Genomic DNA, 20,176 nt, shown 5'->3' with positions numbered 1-20,176 from the left:
AAACAGGCCCGCAGTATAGCGGTGCGCCACTGTAGGGAACCAGCACCTCACAGTGTTTGATGAAATCTCTGACAACCCTTTGGAAAGGCAGTTCTTGTCACACAGTTGTCACCGCCCATACACTTGCACGTAATGGCTTGCGACTATCGTTTTCTCCAGAAAACCAACAAGGTACTCCACCATGCGCCATCTGATCTCTCTGTTCGCGCCTCGCCCGCTGCATCGCTGCTTCGCCCTGCTCGACCGCAACGGCCACTGCCAGGCCTTCAAACAGTGCAGCCTCCAGCCCATGGGCGATGGCTGGGTTGAAATCGAAGAGATCCGCCTGAACTGGCTGAATCAGCCGCTGCCTGCCGACGCCCGCGTCGTTTCGCAACAGCATCAACCACGCTCGCGTGCACAACAACTGATGACGACCTGACCAAACACCTAATAAAAGTCATTAAACACGACCATTTCCCTGCGTTTCTTAGATACAATCTCCCCCCGATTATAAGGACGTCTCCTGATCGGGCCTCGCAGCATCGTCAATGCGCTTGTATTGACACCCCGCACCGCCCACAGAGAGCCGCCCACACAGATCGAGTGAAGCTGGCGCGCTTGCTGTTTTGTTGAGCAAAACCTCCACTTTTCGCGAATCTGCAGAGCTGTCATTACGCTCGGTCACTGAGCTGTTTGCCCGTTTTGCCTGCCCTGTATCCCATGGCGGCAATCCATCCGGGCACGGTGCCAGGCTGGGACAGCCCTTTTTGAGGTTCACGTCTTCAAAAGAGCGTGAAAAAAACGGGTTTTCACAACTTCACAAGAGTGTGGCGAGCAAATGAATAGTTTTGCGTCTGAACATGCACCATTAGCGTCTACAACAGCCCAACGACACAGGACCGAGTATTCCTCGAACACCGGAGCCTGAAGCCTGTCCGCTACGGATTTGGTTGCACAAACGGATGTATCGACCATAAGTCGAATTGCCTCCCGCGCGCTGAAATGAGTTCATATGGCTCATAGGCCCGGCAGGTAGCGTCCGTCGAAGTTGCGATAAATTGCGAAGATTCGGACATGGCGATCCTGCCATGGGTACCTGGGGCAACACTGACACGCCCCGGAACGCCTGGCAGCCATGCCGACAATTTGGTGCTGCAGATTTTGGAGACGCGTTAAATGGCGCATAACGAAGCAGTCGACGTAGTACTGGTTGGGGCCGGCATCATGAGTGCCACCCTTGCGGTACTGCTCAAAGAGCTCGACCCCGCGATCAAGCTGGAAGTCGTCGAGCTGATGGATTCCGGTGCCGCGGAGAGTTCCAACCCGTGGAACAACGCCGGTACCGGTCACGCCGGGCTGTGTGAGCTCAACTACACGCCGCAGGCAGCCGATGGCGCCGTCGACATCAAGAAAGCCGTGCACATCAACACCCAGTTCGAGGTGTCGAAGCAGTTTTGGTCGTACCTGACCAAAAAAGGCACATTCGGCTCGTGCAAATCGTTTATCAGTCCGGTGCCACACCTGAGTTTCGTGCAGGGCGACAGCGGCGTGTCCTTCCTCAAGGAACGCTTCAAGGTGCTGAGCAAGCACCATGCCTTCGCCGACATGGAATACACCGAAGACAAGGCCAAAATGGCCGAGTGGATGCCGCTGATGATGCCTGGCCGCGATCCTGGCGAAACCCTCGCCGCGACCCGCGTGATCAATGGCACCGACGTCAACTTCGGCGCCCTGACCAACCAGTTGCTCAAGCACCTGACCAGCGCACCCGATGCCCAGGTCAAGTACTGCAAGCGCGTGACCGGCCTCAAGCGCAGCAACGGTGGCTGGACCGTCAGCATCAAGGACGTCAACAGCGGCAACACCCGTGAAGTCGACGCCAAATTCGTCTTCCTCGGCGCAGGCGGCGCGGCACTGCCGCTATTGCAGGCCTCGGGCATCGAAGAAAGCAAAGGCTTCGGCGGCTTCCCGATCAGCGGCCAGTGGCTGCGCTGCGACAACCCGGAAGTGGTCAAGCACCACCAGGCCAAGGTGTACAGCCAGGCAGCCGTAGGTTCGCCGCCAATGTCCGTGCCGCACCTGGACACCCGCGTGGTCGATGGCAAGAAGTCCCTGCTGTTCGGACCTTACGCCGGCTTCACCACCAAGTTCCTCAAGCACGGTTCCTTCATGGACCTGCCGATGTCGGTTCGTGCCGGCAACATCGGCCCGATGCTGGCGGTGGCGAAAAACAACATGGACCTGACCAAGTACCTGGTCAGCGAAGTGATGCAGTCGATGGAGCAGCGCCTGGACTCCCTGCGTCGCTTCTACCCTGAGGCGAAAGCCGAAGACTGGCGCCTGGAAGTGGCCGGCCAACGGGTGCAGATCATCAAGAAAGACCCGAAAAAAGGCGGCATCCTGCAATTCGGTACCGAACTGGTCGCGGCCAAGGACGGTTCCCTGGCGGCACTGCTCGGCGCTTCGCCTGGTGCCTCGGTGACCGTTTCGATCATGCTGGAACTGATCGAGAAATGCTTCCCGGGCAAAGCCAAAGGCGAATGGGCTACCAAACTGGCCGAAATCTTCCCGGCCCGTGAAAAGGTTCTGGAAACCGACGCTGCGTTGTATCGCAAGATCAACACGCAGAACAACGTTGCCCTGGAACTGGTTGAAGCCAGCAGCGAGACCGAAAGCTACGCTTGATTCGGCCCCATGAAAAAACGCCCCGCCTCTGTAGGAGCTGGCTTGCCAGCGAAAGCGTCGCTTCAGATACACCGAAGCGCGTTCTTCGCCAGCAAGCCGGCTCCTACAGAGGCGGGGCGTTTTTTATGACCGGAAAACGATCTTAACCGCGAACCTTTTCGATCAGCTCGATGTAATCCGGCGCGTTGCGCTGATCCTTGATCAGGGCAACGAAGTCATTGCCGTGCTCATCCTTGCCATTCACGTCGTAACCCGCTTCGACGAAAAACGTCAGGAAACGCTCGAAATCGTCGATACGCAGGCCACGGTAGGCCTTGACCAGTTTGTGCAGGGACGGAGAAGTTGCGTCGACCGGTTCGAAATCGAGGAACAACTTGATCTGCTCGTCGCCGATCTCGTCACCAATCACTTGTTTTTTATCTTTACGCATTGCCGACTCCAGCTCGCAGACATTACACGGGGCGGGCAGTTTACCCCCGCGCAGGCACAGGGCTCAACGCGGACGAGTGCTGCCGGTGTGCAGATCGGCCCAGACATGGCCATTGGCGTAGCTGAGAAACTGGCAATACACCGTGTCGTTGCGCAACAAATCAATCACCACCCGGTATTGCGCCAGCGGGTAATAGAGGGTCAGGGTCTTGCTCGACTCGTCGTAAACCGGCTTCTTCAGGCTTTTGCTTTCACCATCGAAATTGACCAGCACCTGACTGATGGTGGCGCCCTTGTTCAAGGATTTGCCCTTGAGACGAATCAGCAGCGGCGACGTGACCGGGATCGGCTGTTGATTGGATTGACGCTGAGCACCGACCACTACCGAATAATCGGTAACCTGCATCAGTTGCTGCTGTTCGGGATCAGCATCGCGCAGAGTGAGGTCGTCCGGCGGCAGGAATTGACTGTGCATGGGCGCCGGCGCGGCGGCAAGGGGCAGGCTGAGGGTCAGCAACAGGGCGGCGCAGCAGCGGATGGAACGGCTCATGACAGGCTCCGGAATCGGGGCCGAGCACTCTAGCATGGGGCAGAAGGAAGTGGTTCAAGTCCACAGAACCCCCTGTGGGAGCGGGCTTGCTCGCGAAGAGGGAGTGTCAGTCAACATCACTGCAACTGACACACCGCATTCGCGAGCAAGCCCGCTCCCACAGGGGCAAAGATCAGTCGAACTGCGCGCGCATCCAGGCCTGATACTCGGCAACACCGGGCTCGCCTTCGCGCGGCGCCCAATGCGCCAGTTCACCTTCACCGACCGGACGATAAGGACCGGCCTTGCATTCGAACATCAGGCTGTCGGCCTCCAGCACCACCAAACCGTGGAACACACCGGTTGGCAGGTCCACGCCAACACAGTCGCCACCGGCCTGAAGCACGGTCTTGCTCAGCACCGTACCGGTCTCGTCAAAGATCAACACGCCCAGCCGGCCCTTGAGGACCAACAGGGTTTCAGCCTTGTTGTCGCCCAAATGCCGGTGAGGCGGGATATACGTGGACGGCTGCAACCCCACCGCCATGCGATGGCAAGCGTCTTCCATCTGATGGAAATTGTGATGCTGGCGCCCACGAGGATTGGCCGCGGCTTTCCCGGCCAGCTCGGCGAACAAGGTCTGATCCAGAAAGCGAGGCGTATCCATGTATTACATTCCTTTAACGGCGAAAATCCCGTTGGCGTTACGCCAGTAGCCTTTGTAGTCCATACCGTAACCGAAGATGTAGCGGTCGATGCACGGCAGACCGACGAAATCGGCCTTGAGGTCAGGACGGGCCTTGCGGTCGTGGTCTTTGTCGATCAGCACGGCGGTGTGCACTTTACGTGCGCCAGCGTGTTTGCAGAAATCGATGATCGCACCCAGGGTGTGACCTTCGTCGAGGATGTCGTCGATGATCAGCACATCACGGTCGATGAAGGAAACTTCCGGCTTGGCTTTCCAGAACAGGTCGCCGCCGCTGGTCTCGTTGCGATAGCGGGTGGCGTGCAGGTAGGACGCTTCCAGTGGGAACTGCAGATAGGTCAGCAGCTTGCCGGAGAAAATCAGCCCGCCGTTCATCACGCAGAACACCACCGGGTTACTGTCGGCCATTTGTGCGTTGATTTGTGCACCGACGCGGGCGATGGCCGCCTCGACTTCAGCTTCGGTGTACAGGCAGTCAGCCTCTCGCATGATTTGACGGATATGCTCGAGATCAGCGGACATGGCGCTCTCCAGGGGGTGACGGATTCGGAAAAGCGGGCAAAGGTACGCATCAAGCGAGGCCAGATCAAGCGTTTGTGGACTAACGTACTGTATGTCTATAGGACAACACCCTCGGATAGATTAATCTAGGCCGGTTTTTTTGCCCGCCGCCGGAGCCTTTCCCCATGCCCATCCATGAGATCCGCCACCCGCTGATCCGTCATAAACTTGGCCTTATGCGCCGCGCAGACATCAGCACGAAGAATTTCCGTGAGCTCGCTCAGGAAGTCGGCGCCCTGCTGACCTATGAAGCCACCAAAGACCTGCCGCTGGAAGCCTACGATATCGAAGGCTGGTGCGGCACCGTATCGGTCGAGAAAATCGCCGGCAAGAAAATCACCGTGGTGCCGATCCTGCGTGCCGGCATCGGCATGCTCGAAGGCGTGCTCAGCCTGATCCCGGGCGCCAAAGTCAGCGCCGTCGGCGTTGCCCGCAATGAAGAAACCCTGCAGGCCCACACCTACCTGGAAAAACTGGTCCCGGAAATCAACGAACGCCTGGCCATGATCATCGACCCGATGCTCGCCACCGGCAGTTCCATGGTTGCCACCATCGACCTGCTGAAAAAAGCCGGCTGCCGCGACATCCGCGCCATGGTGCTGGTTGCCGCCCCGGAAGGCATCGCCGCCGTAGAGAAGGCTCACCCGGACGTGATCATCTACACCGCTTCCATTGATCAAAAATTGAACGAACATGGCTACATCATCCCAGGGCTGGGCGATGCCGGCGACAAGATCTTCGGCACCAAGCAGAAGGACGCGTGACCATGCAGGATGAGTTCAACGATCCGCTCTGGCGCACGGTGCTGTCGGGTGCACAGATGCTGTTCGTGGCCTTCGGCGCCCTGGTGTTGATGCCGCTGATTACCGGTCTCGACCCGAACGTGGCGCTGTTCACGGCCGGCCTGGGGACGATCCTGTTCCAGATCGTCACCGGGCGTCAGGTGCCGGTGTTCCTGGCATCGAGCTTTGCCTTCATCACCCCGATCATTCTCGCCAAGGGCCAGTTCGGCCTGGCCGCGACCATGGGCGGCGTGATGGCGGCGGGTTTCGTCTACACCTTCCTCGGCCTCGCGGTGAAGATTAAAGGCACCGGTTTCATCGACCGCCTGCTGCCGCCGGTGGTCATCGGGCCGGTGATCATTTCCATTGGCCTGGCCATGGCGCCGATTGCCGCCAACATGGCCATGGGCAAGGCCGGCGATGGCAGCGAGCTGATTCATTACCAGACGGCGATGATGATCTCGATGCCCGCGCTGCTGACCACGCTGATCGTCGCAGTATTCGGCAAGGGCATCTTCCGCCTGGTGCCGATCATCTCCGGCGTGCTGGTTGGTTTCGGCATGTCGTTCTACTTCGGCGTGGTCGATACCGCGAAGATTGCCGCTGCACCGTGGTTCGCGATTCCGCACTTCACGGCCCCCGAATTCAACTGGCAGGCAATTCTGTTCATCGTCCCGGTGGCCCTGGCCCCGGCCATCGAACACATCGGCGGCGTGATTGCCGTGGGTAGCGTGACCGGTCGCGATTACCTCAAAAAGCCCGGCCTGCACCGCACCCTGCTCGGCGATGGCATTGCCACCACGGCGGCCGGTCTGTTCGGCGGCCCGCCCAACACCACCTACGCCGAAGTGACCGGCGCGGTCATGCTGACCAAGAACTACAACCCGAAAATCATGACTTGGGCGGCGATCTTCGCCATCAGCCTGGCGTTCATCGGCAAGTTCGGCGCACTGCTGCAAAGTATTCCGGTACCGGTGATGGGCGGGATTCTCTGCCTGTTGTTCGGTTCGATTGCGGCGGTGGGGATGAACACACTGATTCGCCACAAGATCGATCTGGGCGAGGCGCGCAATCTGGTGATTGTTTCGGTGACCCTGGTGTTCGGGATCGGCGGCGTGCTGATCGGCACCGGCACCGGGCCGGACGATTTCGGCCTCAAGGGCATCGCGCTGTGCGCGGTGGTGGCGATTGGTTTGAACCTGATCCTTCCGGGCAATGACAGCTGGAAGCACAAGAAGGCGAATGAGCCGCTGATCTAAGCAGGCTCGGATTTTTCGCTGACTGTAAGACCCTCTTCGCGAGCAAGCCCGCTCCCACAGTTTTGGAATGCATTTCCCTGTGGGAGCGGGCTTGCTCGCGAAGCTTTTAAAGCGCCAACGGCGCCCTTTCGCACAACACACTCAACGCCCGCGCCCAATGCGGGTCAGCGTTGAGGCACGGCACCAGCACCAACTCCTCGCCCCCCGCCTCGCGGAATTGTTCTTTGCCGCGATCACCGATCTCTTCCAGTGTCTCGATGCAATCGGCAACGAATGCCGGGCACATCACCAGAATCTTTTTCACACCGCTTTTGGCCAGTTCATCGAGGCGCGCTTCGGTGTAGGGTTCGATCCATTTGGCACGCCCCAGGCGCGACTGAAACGACACCGACCACTTGCCCTCCGGCAGCCCCAGGCGCTTGGCGACCTCTGCCGCCGTACGCAGGCATTGACCGCGATAACAGGTAGCGACCACCTCCGGCGGCGCCCCGGCGCAGCAGTCACCGCCGCCCTCGAAGCGGTGACCGGGGTTGAGTTTCTTCAAATGCCGTTCCGGCAGGCCGTGAAAGCTCATCAGCAAATGATCGAAATCCTGCTCCAGATAGGGCTTGGTCGTGGCCACCAGCGCATCGAGGTATTCCGGTTGATCGTAGAACGGTTGCAGCACCGACAACTGCAAATCGAGGTTTTTCTCACGTAAAACGCGTTTGGCTTCTTCGATCACCGTGGTGGTGGTGCTGTCGGCGAACTGTGGATAAAGCGGCGCCAACGTAATCCGCTTGTGCCCCGCCGCAGCCATGCGCACCAGCGTCGATTCGATCGACGGCTCGCCGTAGCGCATTGCCAACTCGACCGGGCCATGCTGCCACTGGCCGCTCATGGCTTGTTGCAGACGACGGCTGAGCACTACCAGCGGCGAACCCTCGTCCCACCAGATCGAAGCATACGCAAGGGCCGACTGCTCGGGACGCTTGATCAGGATCAGCGACACCAGCAGGCGTCGAACTGGCCATGGCAGGTCGATCACGTACGGGTCCATCAGAAATTGATTGAGGTAACTGCGCACATCCGCCACCGAGGTGGAGGCAGGTGAACCCAGGTTGACCAGAAGCAACGCGTGATCGGTCATGCAACGTCCTATTTCAAAGGCGACCGGACAGATCGTCCAGAGCCGCGCGCAAATCCGTGAACTGAAAAGTGAAACCAGCCTGTAACAAACGCACCGGAGTGGCGCGCTGACCGCCCAGCAATAGCAAGGACAACTCGCCCAGCCCCACCTTCAATGCAAAGGCCGGCATCGGCATGAAGGCCGGGCGATGCAGCACGCTGCCCAACGCCTTGGCAAACTCGCGGTTGCGCACCGGTTTGGGCGCGCACGCATTATAGGGACCGCCGACCTCGTTGCGATGCAGAAGAAAATCAATCAGGGCGATTTGATCGTCGATGTGAATCCACGGCATCCACTGCCGGCCGTTGCCGATCGGCCCTCCCAGACCCAGTTTGAACGGCAGTAACAGCCGCGACAAAAAGCCGCCCTCCGCCGACAGCACCAACCCGGTACGGATGAGGATGACGCGAATGCCCAACGCCTCAGCCCGCAGCGCAGTCTCCTCCCAAGCGATGCATAACTGACTGGCGAAATCTTCGCTGACCGGTGCCGAGTTCTCAGTCAGCTCGCGTTCGCCGCCATCGCCATACCAGCCGACAGCCGAACCCGAAATCAAAATCCGTGGTTTCTGTTCGCGATGTTCGAGCCACGCCAACAGGGTTTCAGTGAGCGTGATGCGGCTGCTCCACAACAAGGCTTTGCGCTTGTGCGTCCAGGGGCGGTCGGCAATCGGCGCTCCGGCAAGATTGATGATCGCATCCACGGGCTCCTGCCCCAGATCCTCCAGCCGAGCAACTCCACGCACTTGTGCACCACATATTTTCGCGACTTTTTCAGGCTTGCGACTCCAGACAGTCAGGCGATGTCCCTGGCCCAACCAGTGCCGGCAGAGCTGACGTCCTATCAAACCAGTACCGCCGGTCAGCAATATGTGCATGACTTCTTCCTCGCGTGGCGTTTTACCCTGTCCATTAGTCTATTTTTATAAGCAGGGATCTTTGGTATCGAGCAGGCTCTATGTTTAACAATAGGCCAAGCTGTCAGAACGAGAACGCTAAAAGTTATACCAAAAAACAATATTGTACAGGTTTGAACCCCGGCGTAGTCTGTACAGAAAGGTAAACGAGGCCCCTATGACTGTACCTATCGCGATCATTGGCACCGGCATTGCCGGACTCTCCGCCGCCCAGGCCCTGACTGACCTCGGGCATGTGGTTCAACTGTTCGATAAAAGCCGCGGTAGCGGCGGGCGCATGTCGAGCAAGCGCAGCGATGCGGGGGCTCTGGACATGGGTGCGCAATATTTCACCGCCCGTGACCGGCGTTTTGTCAACGAAGTCCAGCGCTGGCAGGCCAAGGGCTGGGTCGCCGAGTGGACACCGCAGCTGTACACCTACCATGGCGGCCAGCTCAACCTGTCGCCGGACGAGCAGACCCGCTGGGTCGGCACGCCGCGCATGAGCGCCATCACCCGCGCCCTGCTCGGTGACCTTGAAGTGCATTTCGCTTGCCGGATCACCGAGGTCTACCGCGGTGAAGAACACTGGCACCTGCAGGACGCCGAAGGCTTCACCCACGGACCGTTCAGCCACGTGGTCATCGCCACGCCGGCCCCGCAGGCCACGGCTCTGCTGGCATCAGCGCCGAAACTCGCCGGGGCCGCCGCCGGGGTGAAAATGGACCCGACCTGGGCCATCGCCCTGGCCTTCGAAACGCCGCTGGAAACGCCCATGGAAGGCTGCTTCGTACAGGACAGCCCCCTCGACTGGCTGGCCCGCAACCGCAGCAAACCCGGACGCGACAACATCCTCGACACTTGGGTGCTGCACGCCACCAGCGCCTGGAGTCGCCAGCACATCGACTTGCCCAAGGAAGCAGTGATCGAGCAGTTGCACGGCGCGTTTGCCGAACTGCTGCACGATTCCATGCCCGCGCCGAGCTTCAGCCTCGCCCACCGCTGGCTCTATGCCCGCCCCGCCAACAGTCACGAATGGGGCACCCTGGCCGATGCCGACCTGGGGCTGTACGCCTGTGGCGACTGGTGCCTGTCCGGACGCGTCGAAGGGGCCTGGCTCAGCGGCCAGGAAGCCGCCCGCCGCTTGCATGAACACCTGCAGTAAAGCGCACCATCCCGAGCAAATCGCTGCTGTCGCCATGGACAGCAGCCCGCCACAAAACTTATACACAGCATTTGACTTGTACAACTTCGAATCTATCATGAAGTTATCTTGTACAGACTCGAGCGTCTGCACAGGTTCAGATTCGAGGTGCTCCGATGTCCCACTCTCCCGCCAAACAGAAAATCGCCATCAGCGCCTGGCAGCAGCTATGCCAAGAGGGCCTGACCCGGCGTGGTCTCACGGACTTTCACTCGCGCTACAAATACCTGCTGATGGCCCATAACCCGGTGCAGTACAAAGCCCTGGGCCACCTGCTCGGCAACATGGGCCATACCGATCCGAAGGACCTGGGCCCCCGCTATTTCAGCGAATTGATGTCGGCACTGAAAAAATCCCCCACCCGCCGCACTCATAGCAACGTCCTGCAACACCTCAGTGGCTACCTGAAACAGGCCATCAGCCGCGAAGAAAGGCAGGAAGTGCAACATGTGATCAGCCAGTACCGCCTGGGCCTCGTGCCGCTGGTGGTGCCGCTGACGCTGCTCAAACATCACTTTCGCCAACACCCCGATCCGTACATCGCAAAGCAGGTCTACCTGCAACCGCACCCGGAAAACCCCAGCCTGCGAAATGCCATCTGATGAAAAAAGCACTCGACACCAGCGCCCGCGAAGATCTCGGCGATGACTTTGAAAAGGCGCTGGACGAAGGCTGGTTGCCGATCCGCGAAGTGGCGCGGCAAACCGGCGTCAATGCCGTGACCCTGCGCGCCTGGGAGCGGCGCTATGGCCTGATCGTGCCGCAACGCACACCCAAGGGGCACCGGTTGTTTTCGGCCGACCATGTACAACGCATCCAGACTATCCTCACCTGGCTCAACCGTGGCGTCGCCGTCAGCCAGGTCAAGCCGTTGCTCGACTCGCCGCAAGCCTCCAGCGAGCCCGTCGACAACGATTGGCACGTCTTGCTGCAAACAATGTTGAACGCGGTCAGCGGATTGCAGGAGCGCGCCCTGGATGACAGCGTTAATCAGGCGATGGCGCTGTATCCGCCGCGAACCCTGTGCGAGCAATTGCTGATGCCCTTGCTGGCCACTCTGGAACAACGCTGGCAAGGCCAGTTCGGTGCGCAGATGGAGCGGGTGTTTTTTTGTGCCTGGTTGCGCAGCAAATTCGGCGCACGCATCTACCATAACAATCGTCAGTTGCGCACTGTGCCGCTGCTGTTGATCAACCACTCGGACCTGCCCGTGGAGCCCCACCTGTGGCTCACGGCCTGGCTGATCAGCAGTGCCGATTGCCCGGTGGAGGTTTTCGACTGGCCGCTGCCTGTCGGAGAACTGGCATTGGCGGTTGAACTTCTGCAACCCCGTGGGGTTCTGCTTTACTCCAGCAAGGCCCTGAACCTGGCGCAACTGCCGAAACTTTTCAAAGGCGTCAGTTGCCCAAAAATGATTGCCGGACCAACGGTATGCATCCACCACGCCGAGTTGTCCGTGAGTACTACCGAGATCGCTGATTTGTACCTGGCCGAAGATCCGCTGTCGGCACATCAGGCACTCGTTCAGCGCGGGCTGATTTAAATGAATCGCGTGGATACCAAAATGCAATTGATCTGGCTGCGCAGCGACTTGCGTCTACATGACAACACCGCCCTCTCGGCCGCCGCGGCTTGCGGCCCGTGCGTGGCGGTGTATCTGCTGAGCCCGGAACAATGGCTGGAACACGACGATGCGCCCTGCAAAGTGGATTTCTGGCTGCGCAACCTGCGCGAGTTGAGCCGCGAACTGGGTCAACTGAACATTCCCCTGCTGATCCGCCAGGCACCTCGCTGGGAGGACGCGCCAACCGTGTTGCTAAACCTGTGCCGACAGTGGCGGATCGACGCGCTGTACTTCAACGAAGAGTACGGCATCCACGAATCCCGTCGCGATGCAGCGGTCACCCGGATGCTTAGGGCCGAAGGCATCGAGGTTCACCGCTATCCCGATCAATTGTTGTTCAAGCCCGGTAGCGTGCTGACCCGGTCCGGCACTTACTTTCAGGTCTTCAGCCAGTTCCGCAAAGTCTGCTACGAACGACTGCACCACTCGCTACCCAGCCTGGTACGCGCGCCGCAGAAACAAGCGCCGTTGAACATTGCCAGCGACGCGATCCCCTCGAGTGTCGACGGTTTCGCAACACCCGGTGACCACCTGCGCAGCCTGTGGCCGGCGGGCGAAGCCGAAGCCCGGCGTCGCCTCGAGCGCTTTAGCGATGCGCAGATCGAGCACTACCAAAGCGAACGTGATTTCCCGGCGAAGCCCGGCACCAGTCAGCTTTCGGCCTATCTCGCCGCCGGGGTGATCTCTGCTCGCCAATGCCTGCACGCGGCCCTGCACAGCAATCAGGGCGAATTCGAAAGCGGCAAGACCGGCGCCGTCACCTGGATCAACGAACTGCTGTGGCGCGAGTTCTACAAACACATCCTGGTGGGCTACCCACGAGTTTCCCGGCACTGCGCGTTTCGCCCGGAAACCGAAACGCTGGCCTGGCGCAACGCCCCCGACGAACTTGCCGCCTGGCAACAGGCACGCACCGGCTTGCCGATCATCGATGCCGCCATGCGCCAACTGCTGGCAACCGGCTGGATGCACAACCGCCTGCGCATGGTGGTGGCCATGTTCCTGAGCAAAAACCTGCTGATCGACTGGCGCGAAGGCGAACGCTTTTTCATGCGTCACCTGATCGATGGCGACCTGGCGGCGAACAATGGTGGCTGGCAGTGGAGTTCCTCCACCGGCACCGACTCGGTGCCGTACTTCCGGATTTTCAACCCGTTGAGCCAGTCGGAAAGATTCGACCCCGAGGGCCTGTTCATCAAGCACTGGCTGCCGGAACTGGCCGGGCTGAACAAAAAGGAAGTGCACAACCCGGCCAATCTCGGCGGCCTGTTCGGTGTTGTGGATTACCCCTCACCGATCGTCGACTTGAGTACCTCCCGTACGCGCGCGTTGACGGCGTTCAAAAATCTGCCGTCACGGCAATACGCAGCTGTTGGATCATGAGTTACCGCCACCGGGATTACTTCGATGCCGTGGCTCTGCCTTATGAATATTTACCCGTATTGGGCCGGCTAATTGCCTGGCTGAAAAGGAGATTGGGATGAGTCGTTCACTCGCACGACGATACTGGCTGACGGGTGCCAGCAGCGGCATTGGTGCCGCCCTGGCTGAAGAAATCCTGAAAAGCGGTGCGCACCTGGCCGTCAGTTCGCGCTCGGTGGCCCCCCTCAAAGACTTGTCGCGACGTTATCCGGGGCAAGTGCTGGTGGTTGCCGGAGACCTGACCAACAGCCAGACCGTGCGCGAAATCGGCGAGCAGATTGCCGAGGACTGGGGCTCGCTGGACACCGTGATACTCAACGCCGGCACCTGCGAGTACGTGGACGCCAAACAGTTCGATGCGTCGATTGTCGAGCACGTGGTGCGCACCAACCTGTTGGCCAGCAGCTATTGCATCGACGCCGCCCTGCCTTTGCTGCGGGCTGGCACCGCACCGCATATGGTAGCCATGGCCAGTACGGTAACTTATCTGCCGCTGCCCAGGGCAGAAGCCTACGGCACCTCGAAAGCCGGGCTGCGTTATCTGTTCGAATCCCTGCGCATCGACCTGGCCCCCGAAGGAATAGAACTCACGGTGATCAGTCCCGGGCTTGTCGAAACGCCGCCGGCAGCGAAAAACGACTTCCCCATGCCCTTGAGCTGGCCGGTGGAGAAAGCCGCGCGGTACATCTTCGAAAAACTCAGGGACCGCCCGCTGGAAATTGCTTTCCCGGCAGCGTTCATGGCCACCCTTTGGCCGCTCTCCAAACGGCCGGACCAAGTGAAACTGGAGATCGGCAGGCGCATGGTACGCAGCCAGCCGCCGATCAAGGATCAACCGTGAAAATCGTCATTATCGGCAGCGGTATCTCGGACGTTTCGATACTTGAGCGTCCGTCAGACCTTTCACACAGCGCCCGGTGACTGCCTTACACTGCGCGCCATGAAAACCATCCCCCACACGCAAATCGCGGAACCCGCGGTCACCTGTTCGACCTGCGCAGCCTGTTGCTGCCAGCTCGAAGTCATGCTGATCACCGATACGGGTGTACCTGAACGGTTCATCGATACCGATGACTGGGGCGGGGAAGTGATGCTGCGCCTGGACGACGGCTGGTGTGCCGCGCTGGATCGCAACACGATGATGTGCACCATTTACGAAAAACGCCCGCTGATCTGCCGGGAGTTCGAGATGGGCGCACCGGAGTGCATCGACGAACGCCAGGGGATTTCGACGGCGTATCGCTAGTCTTGAAGTCCCCCAATACAAATGTGGGAGCGGGCTTGTTCGCGAAGGCGGCGCGTCAGACAACAAGGTGTTGAATGCTCCACCGCTTTCGCGAGCAAGCCCGCTCCCACATTTAAAACAGCGTCGGTGCTTACAACGGCAACGTGTAGTGCAGCGAGTAGCTTTCTACACCGTCGTTGGAACTGGCGAGCCCGGCGTTGGAATAGTGCGTCGCACGGATCCCGACTTCATGGCCGCCATTAAAGCGCAGGCCAAAACCGAGACGGTCTTCAAACTGGAAAGCGCTGCCGATGTTGTTGTCTTCGAGTCGGGTATTGGAGAACGCCGCCACGCCAATGCCCGCTTCAACGTACGGCTTTACGTTCTGGCCGGCAAATTCGTAAACGAATACCGGGGAGAACGACAGGCTGTTAGTGCTGGAGGTCTTGTCGCCTTCCCAGTAGGTGTAGGCGCCGCTCCAGTAACCGGTTACGCGGCCGACGTCACTCTGCCACCAACTCTGGTCCCAATCGAATTGCATGCCCAGTCGATACGTCATGGTCGAATCGCTGGTCTGACCTACCGCGAACTCCACACCTGCCGCCTGAGCGGTAAAAGTGTGCCCCATCAGTGCGGCCGCAATCGCGGCCAAGCAGAATAGTCGCTTCACTAGAAACTTCCTTTTCCGAACAATTTCGTATGGTTTTTTTTTGTTGCCCAACCCTGCAAAACTATTGAAGTCAGCGATTTATCAGAAGTTCACCCCAATTCATCGTATTCCCCCGGACAACCTTCTACCTGTTGAAGCTTCGCACAATGCCGGAGGTATTCCACAGTGTCGGCAAGATATTTCTGAAATGAAGCGGATCGGCGCTGGTCCAGAACTGCGCCTCACGGGCAGGCCCATCGGCGAGCAGCTCGCCTTCGACCAGCAACCGCTGAAGCTGGCGTGCGACGGCGGCGCCGGTGTCGATCAGGCTGATGTCCTCGGGGATCATCTGCCGGAGCATCGGCTTGAGGAAGGGGTAATGGGTGCAGCCGAGAATCAGGGTGTCCGCGCCGGCGGCCAACAGCGGCTCGACATACCCGGTCAGCAGTTGACGCAGTTCGGGGCTATGCAGGTCACCGTTTTCAATCAGCTCCACCAGCCCGGGACAGGGCTGGGTGATCACTTTCACGTCCGTGGCAAAGCGGTCGAGCAACGCCGCGAACTTGGCGCTCTGCAAAGTGCCGGTGGTGGCCAGCACCCCCACCACGCCGGAGCGGGTTGCGGCGGCGGCCGGTTTGACGGCCGGCTCCATGCCGACAATGGGCCATTCGGGATAGTCACGACGCAAGTCGGCAACACCGGACACCGTCGCCGTGTTGCACGCCAGCACCAGGGCCTTGGCGCCCTGTTGCCGAAAGAAGTCGGCCATCACGCTGCAACGCTGTCGGATAAATTCCGGGGTTTTCTCGCCGTAGGGAACATTCCCGCAGTCGGCGACATATAACAGAGACTCATTGGGCAGCAAACGCTGGATCTCGGCCAGTACCGAGAGCCCGCCGACACCGGAGTCGAACACGCCAATCGGCGCTTCACGCATGTTTCGACCCACAGACGCTGCAACCCGGATCCCGCTTGACCCGCAACTCGCGAAAGCGCGTGCCCAAGGCATCGATCAACAGCAAACGCCCCACCAGTGGCTCACCGAATCCGGCCAGCAACTTCAGCGCTTCGAGGGCTTGCAGACTGCCGACCAGCCCCACCAGCGGTCCGACCACGCCGGCCTCGCTGCAAGTCAGTTCGGCTTCGCTGCCGTGCCCGTACAAACAGTGGTAGCACGGACTCTCCGGCCGACGCGGATCGAACACCGACAGTTGCCCTTCGAGGCGAATCGCCGCACCGCTGACCAGCGGTTTGCCGGCCGCCACACACGCAGCATTGACCGCTTCACGGGTGGAAAAATTGTCAGAGCAATCGAGGACCAGATCTACCCCGGCCACCACGGCGGCCAGGGAATCTTCGTCCAGCGCCGCACGATGGGCGATCAGTTGAATTTCAGGATTGATCGCGGTCAGGCGCTTGAGCGCCGAATCGACCTTGCTCATGCCGACGCTGTCGGTGTCGTGAATGATCTGGCGTTGCAGGTTGGTCAGGTCGACCGTATCGAAGTCGGCCAGGTGCAACTCGCCAACGCCGGCGGCCGCCAGATACAGCGCCACCGGCGCGCCAAGGCCGCCAAGACCGACGATCAATACGCGACTTTGCTTGAGCCGCAACTGTCCGTCGATATCGATGTGTTGCAGCAGAATCTGCCGGCTGTAGCGCAGCAACTCCTGATCATTCAGCACGGCAGGCGCCCCAGACTGGTGCGTTGGTGACCGCCCAGATCGGTGCGGCTGTGGACTTCTTCAAACCCTCGGGTCAGCAGCAAATCGCGGACCGCCTCGGCCTGATCATAGCCATGTTCGAGCATGAGCCAGCCGCCGGCGTCCAGATAATCCGGCGCCTGGGCGACGATCAGACGCAGATCGTCGAGCCCGTCGACACCCGCCACCAGAGCGCTGGCCGGTTCGAAGCGCACATCGCCCTCGACCAGATGCGGATCGGCCGCTGCAATGTAGGGCGGATTGCTGATGATCAGTTGAAAACGCTGACCTTCCAGGGCGCTGAACCAATGGCTGCTCAGCACCTTGGCGTTGTTCAGGTGCAGGCGCTGGCGATTGCGCTCGGCCAGGGCCACGGCTTCCAGCACGCGATCCACGGCCGTGACGCTCCAGGCCGGACGCTCGCTGGCCAGGGCCAGGGCAATCGCGCCACTGCCGGTGCCGAGGTCGAGCACCTTGGCCGGTGTGGCTGGCAACAGTTCCAGCGCAGCTTCCACCAGCAGCTCGGTGTCCGGGCGCGGGATCAGCGTGTGTGGCGCGACTTCCAGATCCAGCTTCCAGAAGCCTTGCTGGCCAAGGATATAGGCCACCGGCTCACCGCTGCGGCGGCGCTGCAAATACTCGGCGAACGTCAGCGCCGCTTCGCTCGGCACGATGCGCTCCGGCCAGGTGTGGAGGAAGCTGCGGGACTTGCCCAACGCCGCCGCCAGCAGCAATTCGGCATCCAGACGCGCCGTCGGCGAGTCGGGTAAATCGGCGGCGCGCAACAAACTGGCAATGATCGTCATTTACTCACCTATCGCTGCCAGTTGATCGGCCTGGTACTCGGCCAGCAACGGCTCGATCACCGCCTCGACGCCGCCGGCGAGGATCTCGTCGAGGGAATACAAGGTCAGGTTGACCCGGTGGTCGGTGACCCGGCCCTGGGCAAAATTGTAGGTGCGGATGCGCTCGGAGCGATCACCGGAACCGACCAGCAACTTACGCTCGCTGGCGATGGCGTTGGCCGCAGCGGAGGTCTGCTGATCGTTCAGCTTGGCCGACAACCAGGACATCGCCCGGGCACGGTTCTTGTGCTGCGAACGTTCTTCCTGGCACTCGACCACGATGCCGGACGGCAAGTGCGTAATGCGAATCGCCGAATCGGTCTTGTTGACGTGCTGACCACCGGCGCCGGAGGAGCGATAGGTATCGATGCGCAGGTCGGCCGGGTTGATCTCGATGGCTTCCTGTTCGTCCGGCTCGGGCAATACCGCCACGGTGCAGGCCGACGTGTGGATGCGGCCCTGGGATTCGGTCGCTGGAACCCGCTGCACACGGTGCGCACCGGATTCGAATTTGAGTTTGCCGTAGACGTTGTCGCCCTCGACCCGGGCAATCACTTCTTTATAGCCGCCGTGTTCACCCTCGTTTTCCGAGAGGATCTCCACCCGCCAGCCACGACGCTCGGCGTAACGCGAATACATGCGGAACAGGTCGCCGGAGAAAATCGCCGCCTCGTCGCCGCCGGTGCCGGCACGGATTTCGAGGAACACGTTGCGACCGTCGTTAGGATCCTTGGGCAGCAGCATGCGTTGCAGGTCGGCTTCAAGCGTGACCAGGCGTTCCTTGGCCTCGCGGACTTCTTCCACGGCCATTTCACGCATGTCCGGGTCGCTGTCCTTGAGCAGTGCCTGGGCACCTTCGAGGTCATCCTGCACTTTCAGCAGTTCTTTATAGGCGCTCACGATCGGTTCAACTTCCGCGTATTCCTTGGAATAAGTACGGAATTTGTTCTGATCGGAAATGACCTCGCCGTCGCCCAGCAGGGCGGTCAATTCCTCGAAACGGTCCTGGAGGATATCCAGCTTATTGAGCAGTGACGCTTTCATTGCGGTTTTTTATCCGAAAAGCTATCCGATGAGCCCTCACCGAGGGCAAAGAGTTCCTGGGCCATCGCCAGCGCATCCAGGCGACCTTCGGCAGAGAGCTTTTTCAACTGCACGCTGGGTGCGTGCAACAGTTTGTTGGTGAGCCCGCGAGCCAGTTGCACCAGCACCTCTTCGGCACTGCTGCCATTGGCCAGCATGCGCTGGGCCTTTTGCAATTCTTCGTCGCGCAGGCGTTCGCTCTGTTGACGATAGGCCTTGAGCACGTCCACCGCCGCCAATTCACGCAGGCGGACCATGAAGTCTTCGGCGCCGACCGAGACCATCTCTTCGGCGGCCTGGGCAGCGCCCTGGCGGCTCTTGAGGTTCTCGGCCACCACCTCGTGGAGATCGTCGACGCTATAGAGATAAACGTCGTCCAACTCACCGACTTCTGGCTCGATATCGCGCGGAACGGCGATATCCACCATGAAAATCGGTTTGTGCTTGCGCAGTTTCAAGGCGCTTTCCACGGCACCTTTACCCAGGATCGGCAATTGGCTGGCGGTGGAACTGATGACGATATCGCTGCGCACCAGCTCGGCCGGAATATCCGACAGCAACACCGCATGGGCGCCGAACTGTTCGGCCAGAATGCTGGCGCGCTCCAGTGTACGGTTGGCGACGACGATGCGCTTTACCCCCAGGTCATGCAGATGGCGGGCGACCAGGGTGATGGTCTCGCCGGCGCCAATCAACAACGCCTGGCTGCGTTGCAGGTCGCTGAAAATCTGTTTCGCCAGGCTCACCGCGGCAAACGCCACCGACACCGGGTTCTCGCCGATGGCAGTGTCGGTACGCACCTGCTTGGCCGCATTGAACGTGGCCTGGAACAGCCGCCCGAGCAATGGACCGATGGTGCCGGCCTCACGGGCCACGGCATAGGCCGACTTCATCTGGCCGAGAATCTGCGGTTCGCCCAACACCAGCGAGTCGAGCCCGGAAGCGACCCGCATCATGTGACGAACTGCCGCATCATCTTCATGCACATAGGAGCTTTCGCGCAGCTCGTCGAAGCTCAAATGATGATAATCAGCCAGCCAGTGCAGCACGGTGTCCGCCGACAGGTGATCCTGTTCTATATAGAGCTCACTGCGATTGCAGGTGGAGAGGATCGCAGCTTCGCGGCTGTCGGTGAGTCGGCAGAGCTGCTGCAAGGCCTCAACCAGCTGCTCAGGGGTAAAAGCCACGCGCTCGCGGACGTCTACTGAAGCTGTCTTGTGGTTAATACCGAGTGCAAGGAAGGCCATTCAAAGTCGCTGATGGTGACGTGAAGCCGGTAATTGTCCTACTTCGACGGAATCAGAACAACTACTCGATATCTATCGCCCCGGTAGGTGACGCTCACGTTGCGAGCGGTTCTCGTTTACACACAATCCCTGTAGGAGCTGGCTTGCCAGCGAAAGCGGCAGGACGGGCGCCCTATCT

At 60.2% G+C, this 20,176-nt stretch carries 21 protein-coding genes and 2 pseudogenes; 11 read left to right on the top strand and 12 right to left on the bottom strand.

Translation table 11 applies throughout. The features are described from left to right. Positions 1 to 181 precede the first annotated feature (181 nt). Positions 182 to 421 carry a hypothetical protein gene (locus AC07XF_RS09715; RefSeq protein ID WP_495026306.1) on the top strand — a complete coding sequence of 80 codons (240 nt, stop codon included), beginning with the start codon at positions 182 to 184 and terminating at the stop codon, positions 419 to 421. Between the two features lie 737 nt (positions 422 to 1,158). Beyond that, positions 1,159 to 2,667: a malate dehydrogenase (quinone) gene (gene mqo / locus AC07XF_RS09710; protein ID WP_495026305.1), complete on the top strand. Its 1,509-nt coding sequence runs from the start codon at positions 1,159 to 1,161 to the stop codon at positions 2,665 to 2,667. A gap of 142 nt (positions 2,668 to 2,809) precedes the next feature. Here the strand turns inward: mqo and AC07XF_RS09705 are convergent, their stop codons facing one another. From AC07XF_RS09705 to AC07XF_RS09690, 4 genes are all read right to left on the bottom strand, one after another. Then, entirely contained in the window at positions 2,810 to 3,097 is a 288-nt protein-coding gene (locus AC07XF_RS09705) for a PA4642 family protein (protein WP_007973850.1), read from the bottom strand. A gap of 63 nt (positions 3,098 to 3,160) precedes the next feature. Next, positions 3,161 to 3,646: a hypothetical protein gene (locus AC07XF_RS09700; protein WP_495026304.1), complete on the bottom strand. Its 486-nt coding sequence runs from the start codon at positions 3,644 to 3,646 to the stop codon at positions 3,161 to 3,163. Positions 3,647 to 3,818: 172 nt separating this feature from the next. Then, the gene (locus AC07XF_RS09695) at positions 3,819 to 4,292 is read right to left on the bottom strand and encodes a WbuC family cupin fold metalloprotein (RefSeq protein ID WP_007981336.1); all 474 of its coding nucleotides are present in this window, start codon (positions 4,290 to 4,292) and stop codon (positions 3,819 to 3,821) included. Positions 4,293 to 4,295: 3 nt separating this feature from the next. Further along, positions 4,296 to 4,853 (bottom strand): hypoxanthine-guanine phosphoribosyltransferase, encoded by a 558-nt coding sequence (locus AC07XF_RS09690; protein WP_495026303.1) that lies wholly within the window; start codon positions 4,851 to 4,853, stop codon positions 4,296 to 4,298. 164 nt (positions 4,854 to 5,017) lie between these two features. Between AC07XF_RS09690 and upp the strand changes: the two genes are divergently transcribed. Then, entirely contained in the window at positions 5,018 to 5,656 is a 639-nt protein-coding gene (gene upp / locus AC07XF_RS09685; RefSeq protein ID WP_495026302.1) for a uracil phosphoribosyltransferase, read from the top strand. 2 nt (positions 5,657 to 5,658) lie between these two features. Continuing rightward, on the top strand, positions 5,659 to 6,933 hold the full coding sequence (locus tag AC07XF_RS09680; protein ID WP_495026301.1) for a uracil-xanthine permease family protein: 1,275 nt from the start codon (positions 5,659 to 5,661) through the stop codon (positions 6,931 to 6,933). A gap of 106 nt (positions 6,934 to 7,039) precedes the next feature. Here the strand turns inward: AC07XF_RS09680 and hemH are convergent, their stop codons facing one another. Together hemH and AC07XF_RS09670 are read right to left on the bottom strand one after the other, a co-directional pair. Beyond that, positions 7,040 to 8,062, bottom strand: coding sequence for a ferrochelatase (gene hemH, locus AC07XF_RS09675; RefSeq protein WP_495026300.1), 1,023 nt, complete (start codon positions 8,060 to 8,062; stop codon positions 7,040 to 7,042). A 13-nt stretch (positions 8,063 to 8,075) separates the two neighbouring features. Beyond that, a complete protein-coding gene (locus tag AC07XF_RS09670) occupies positions 8,076 to 8,978 on the bottom strand; it encodes a TIGR01777 family oxidoreductase (protein ID WP_495026299.1) in 903 nt (300 codons plus the stop codon). 196 nt (positions 8,979 to 9,174) lie between these two features. Between AC07XF_RS09670 and AC07XF_RS09665 the strand changes: the two genes are divergently transcribed. The 7 genes and pseudogenes from AC07XF_RS09665 (at position 9,175) to AC07XF_RS09635 (ending at position 14,492) form a co-directional block, all read left to right on the top strand. Beyond that, positions 9,175 to 10,161 carry an NAD(P)/FAD-dependent oxidoreductase gene (locus tag AC07XF_RS09665; protein WP_495026298.1) on the top strand — a complete coding sequence of 329 codons (987 nt, stop codon included), beginning with the start codon at positions 9,175 to 9,177 and terminating at the stop codon, positions 10,159 to 10,161. Between the two features lie 185 nt (positions 10,162 to 10,346). Then, positions 10,347 to 10,802 (top strand): annotated as a pseudogene (locus AC07XF_RS09660) (YbgA family protein); the annotation flags it as partial. Continuing rightward, entirely contained in the window at positions 10,802 to 11,743 is a 942-nt protein-coding gene (locus AC07XF_RS09655) for a MerR family transcriptional regulator (RefSeq protein ID WP_495026297.1), read from the top strand. The pseudogene AC07XF_RS09660 and the gene AC07XF_RS09655, both read left to right, overlap by 1 nt. Positions 11,744 to 11,764: 21 nt before the next feature. After that, positions 11,765 to 13,207: a deoxyribodipyrimidine photo-lyase gene (gene phrB, locus AC07XF_RS09650; protein WP_495026296.1), complete on the top strand. Its 1,443-nt coding sequence runs from the start codon at positions 11,765 to 11,767 to the stop codon at positions 13,205 to 13,207. A 2-nt stretch (positions 13,208 to 13,209) separates the two neighbouring features. Further along, positions 13,210 to 13,308: pseudogene (locus AC07XF_RS09645) on the top strand (nuclear transport factor 2 family protein); the annotation flags it as partial. Further along, complete coding sequence (locus AC07XF_RS09640) at positions 13,305 to 14,087, top strand: SDR family NAD(P)-dependent oxidoreductase (RefSeq protein ID WP_495026295.1); 783 nt, start codon at positions 13,305 to 13,307, stop codon at positions 14,085 to 14,087. The pseudogene AC07XF_RS09645 and the gene AC07XF_RS09640, both read left to right, overlap by 4 nt. 99 nt (positions 14,088 to 14,186) lie before the next feature. Further along, the gene (locus AC07XF_RS09635) at positions 14,187 to 14,492 is read left to right on the top strand and encodes a YkgJ family cysteine cluster protein (protein ID WP_007981864.1); all 306 of its coding nucleotides are present in this window, start codon (positions 14,187 to 14,189) and stop codon (positions 14,490 to 14,492) included. Positions 14,493 to 14,622: 130 nt separating this feature from the next. Here the strand turns inward: AC07XF_RS09635 and AC07XF_RS09630 are convergent, their stop codons facing one another. The 6 genes from AC07XF_RS09630 to hemA all read right to left on the bottom strand — a co-directional run bounded on the left by AC07XF_RS09630 (position 14,623) and on the right by hemA (position 19,998). Next, a complete protein-coding gene (locus AC07XF_RS09630; RefSeq protein ID WP_495026294.1) occupies positions 14,623 to 15,141 on the bottom strand; it encodes an acyloxyacyl hydrolase in 519 nt (172 codons plus the stop codon). 124 nt (positions 15,142 to 15,265) lie between these two features. Next, entirely contained in the window at positions 15,266 to 16,057 is a 792-nt protein-coding gene (gene murI, locus AC07XF_RS09625; protein WP_495026293.1) for a glutamate racemase, read from the bottom strand. After that, on the bottom strand, positions 16,050 to 16,805 hold the full coding sequence (locus AC07XF_RS09620) for a molybdopterin-synthase adenylyltransferase MoeB (RefSeq protein WP_495026292.1): 756 nt from the start codon (positions 16,803 to 16,805) through the stop codon (positions 16,050 to 16,052). The genes murI and AC07XF_RS09620 overlap by 8 nt, the downstream gene beginning before the upstream one ends. Then, complete coding sequence (gene prmC / locus AC07XF_RS09615; RefSeq protein ID WP_495026291.1) at positions 16,799 to 17,629, bottom strand: peptide chain release factor N(5)-glutamine methyltransferase; 831 nt, start codon at positions 17,627 to 17,629, stop codon at positions 16,799 to 16,801. Before prmC ends, AC07XF_RS09620 begins: the two co-directional genes overlap by 7 nt. Then, positions 17,630 to 18,712, bottom strand: a complete 1,083-nt coding sequence (gene prfA, locus AC07XF_RS09610) for a peptide chain release factor 1 (protein ID WP_495026290.1) — start codon at positions 18,710 to 18,712, stop codon at positions 17,630 to 17,632. Beyond that, positions 18,709 to 19,998: a glutamyl-tRNA reductase gene (gene hemA / locus AC07XF_RS09605; protein ID WP_495026289.1), complete on the bottom strand. Its 1,290-nt coding sequence runs from the start codon at positions 19,996 to 19,998 to the stop codon at positions 18,709 to 18,711. Before hemA ends, prfA begins: the two co-directional genes overlap by 4 nt. Positions 19,999 to 20,176: the final 178 nt, after the last annotated feature.

Source organism: Pseudomonas sp. GW821-FHT01C01 (genome assembly GCF_059422645.1).
Note: the sequence above shows the minus strand (reverse complement) of the source record. Positions and strands in the feature narration are given on the sequence as shown.

Bases quoted from the DNA above. Each gene is read 5' to 3' on its own strand.
- AC07XF_RS09715 (WP_495026306.1), top strand. From the start codon at position 182: ATGCGCCATCTGATCTCTCTGTTCGCGCCTCGCCCGCTGCATCGCTGC.
- mqo (WP_495026305.1), top strand. From the start codon at position 1,159: ATGGCGCATAACGAAGCAGTCGACGTAGTACTGGTTGGGGCCGGCATC.
- AC07XF_RS09705 (WP_007973850.1), bottom strand. From the start codon at position 3,097: ATGCGTAAAGATAAAAAACAAGTGATTGGTGACGAGATCGGCGACGAG.
- AC07XF_RS09700 (WP_495026304.1), bottom strand. From the start codon at position 3,646: ATGAGCCGTTCCATCCGCTGCTGCGCCGCCCTGTTGCTGACCCTCAGC.
- AC07XF_RS09695 (WP_007981336.1), bottom strand. From the start codon at position 4,292: ATGGATACGCCTCGCTTTCTGGATCAGACCTTGTTCGCCGAGCTGGCC.
- AC07XF_RS09690 (WP_495026303.1), bottom strand. From the start codon at position 4,853: ATGTCCGCTGATCTCGAGCATATCCGTCAAATCATGCGAGAGGCTGAC.
- upp (WP_495026302.1), top strand. From the start codon at position 5,018: ATGCCCATCCATGAGATCCGCCACCCGCTGATCCGTCATAAACTTGGC.
- AC07XF_RS09680 (WP_495026301.1), top strand. From the start codon at position 5,659: ATGCAGGATGAGTTCAACGATCCGCTCTGGCGCACGGTGCTGTCGGGT.
- hemH (WP_495026300.1), bottom strand. From the start codon at position 8,062: ATGACCGATCACGCGTTGCTTCTGGTCAACCTGGGTTCACCTGCCTCC.
- AC07XF_RS09670 (WP_495026299.1), bottom strand. From the start codon at position 8,978: ATGCACATATTGCTGACCGGCGGTACTGGTTTGATAGGACGTCAGCTC.
- AC07XF_RS09665 (WP_495026298.1), top strand. From the start codon at position 9,175: ATGACTGTACCTATCGCGATCATTGGCACCGGCATTGCCGGACTCTCC.
- AC07XF_RS09655 (WP_495026297.1), top strand. From the start codon at position 10,802: ATGAAAAAAGCACTCGACACCAGCGCCCGCGAAGATCTCGGCGATGAC.
- phrB (WP_495026296.1), top strand. From the start codon at position 11,765: ATGCAATTGATCTGGCTGCGCAGCGACTTGCGTCTACATGACAACACC.
- AC07XF_RS09640 (WP_495026295.1), top strand. From the start codon at position 13,305: ATGAGTCGTTCACTCGCACGACGATACTGGCTGACGGGTGCCAGCAGC.
- AC07XF_RS09635 (WP_007981864.1), top strand. From the start codon at position 14,187: ATGAAAACCATCCCCCACACGCAAATCGCGGAACCCGCGGTCACCTGT.
- murI (WP_495026293.1), bottom strand. From the start codon at position 16,057: ATGCGTGAAGCGCCGATTGGCGTGTTCGACTCCGGTGTCGGCGGGCTC.
- prmC (WP_495026291.1), bottom strand. From the start codon at position 17,629: ATGACGATCATTGCCAGTTTGTTGCGCGCCGCCGATTTACCCGACTCG.
- prfA (WP_495026290.1), bottom strand. From the start codon at position 18,712: ATGAAAGCGTCACTGCTCAATAAGCTGGATATCCTCCAGGACCGTTTC.
- hemA (WP_495026289.1), bottom strand. From the start codon at position 19,998: ATGGCCTTCCTTGCACTCGGTATTAACCACAAGACAGCTTCAGTAGAC.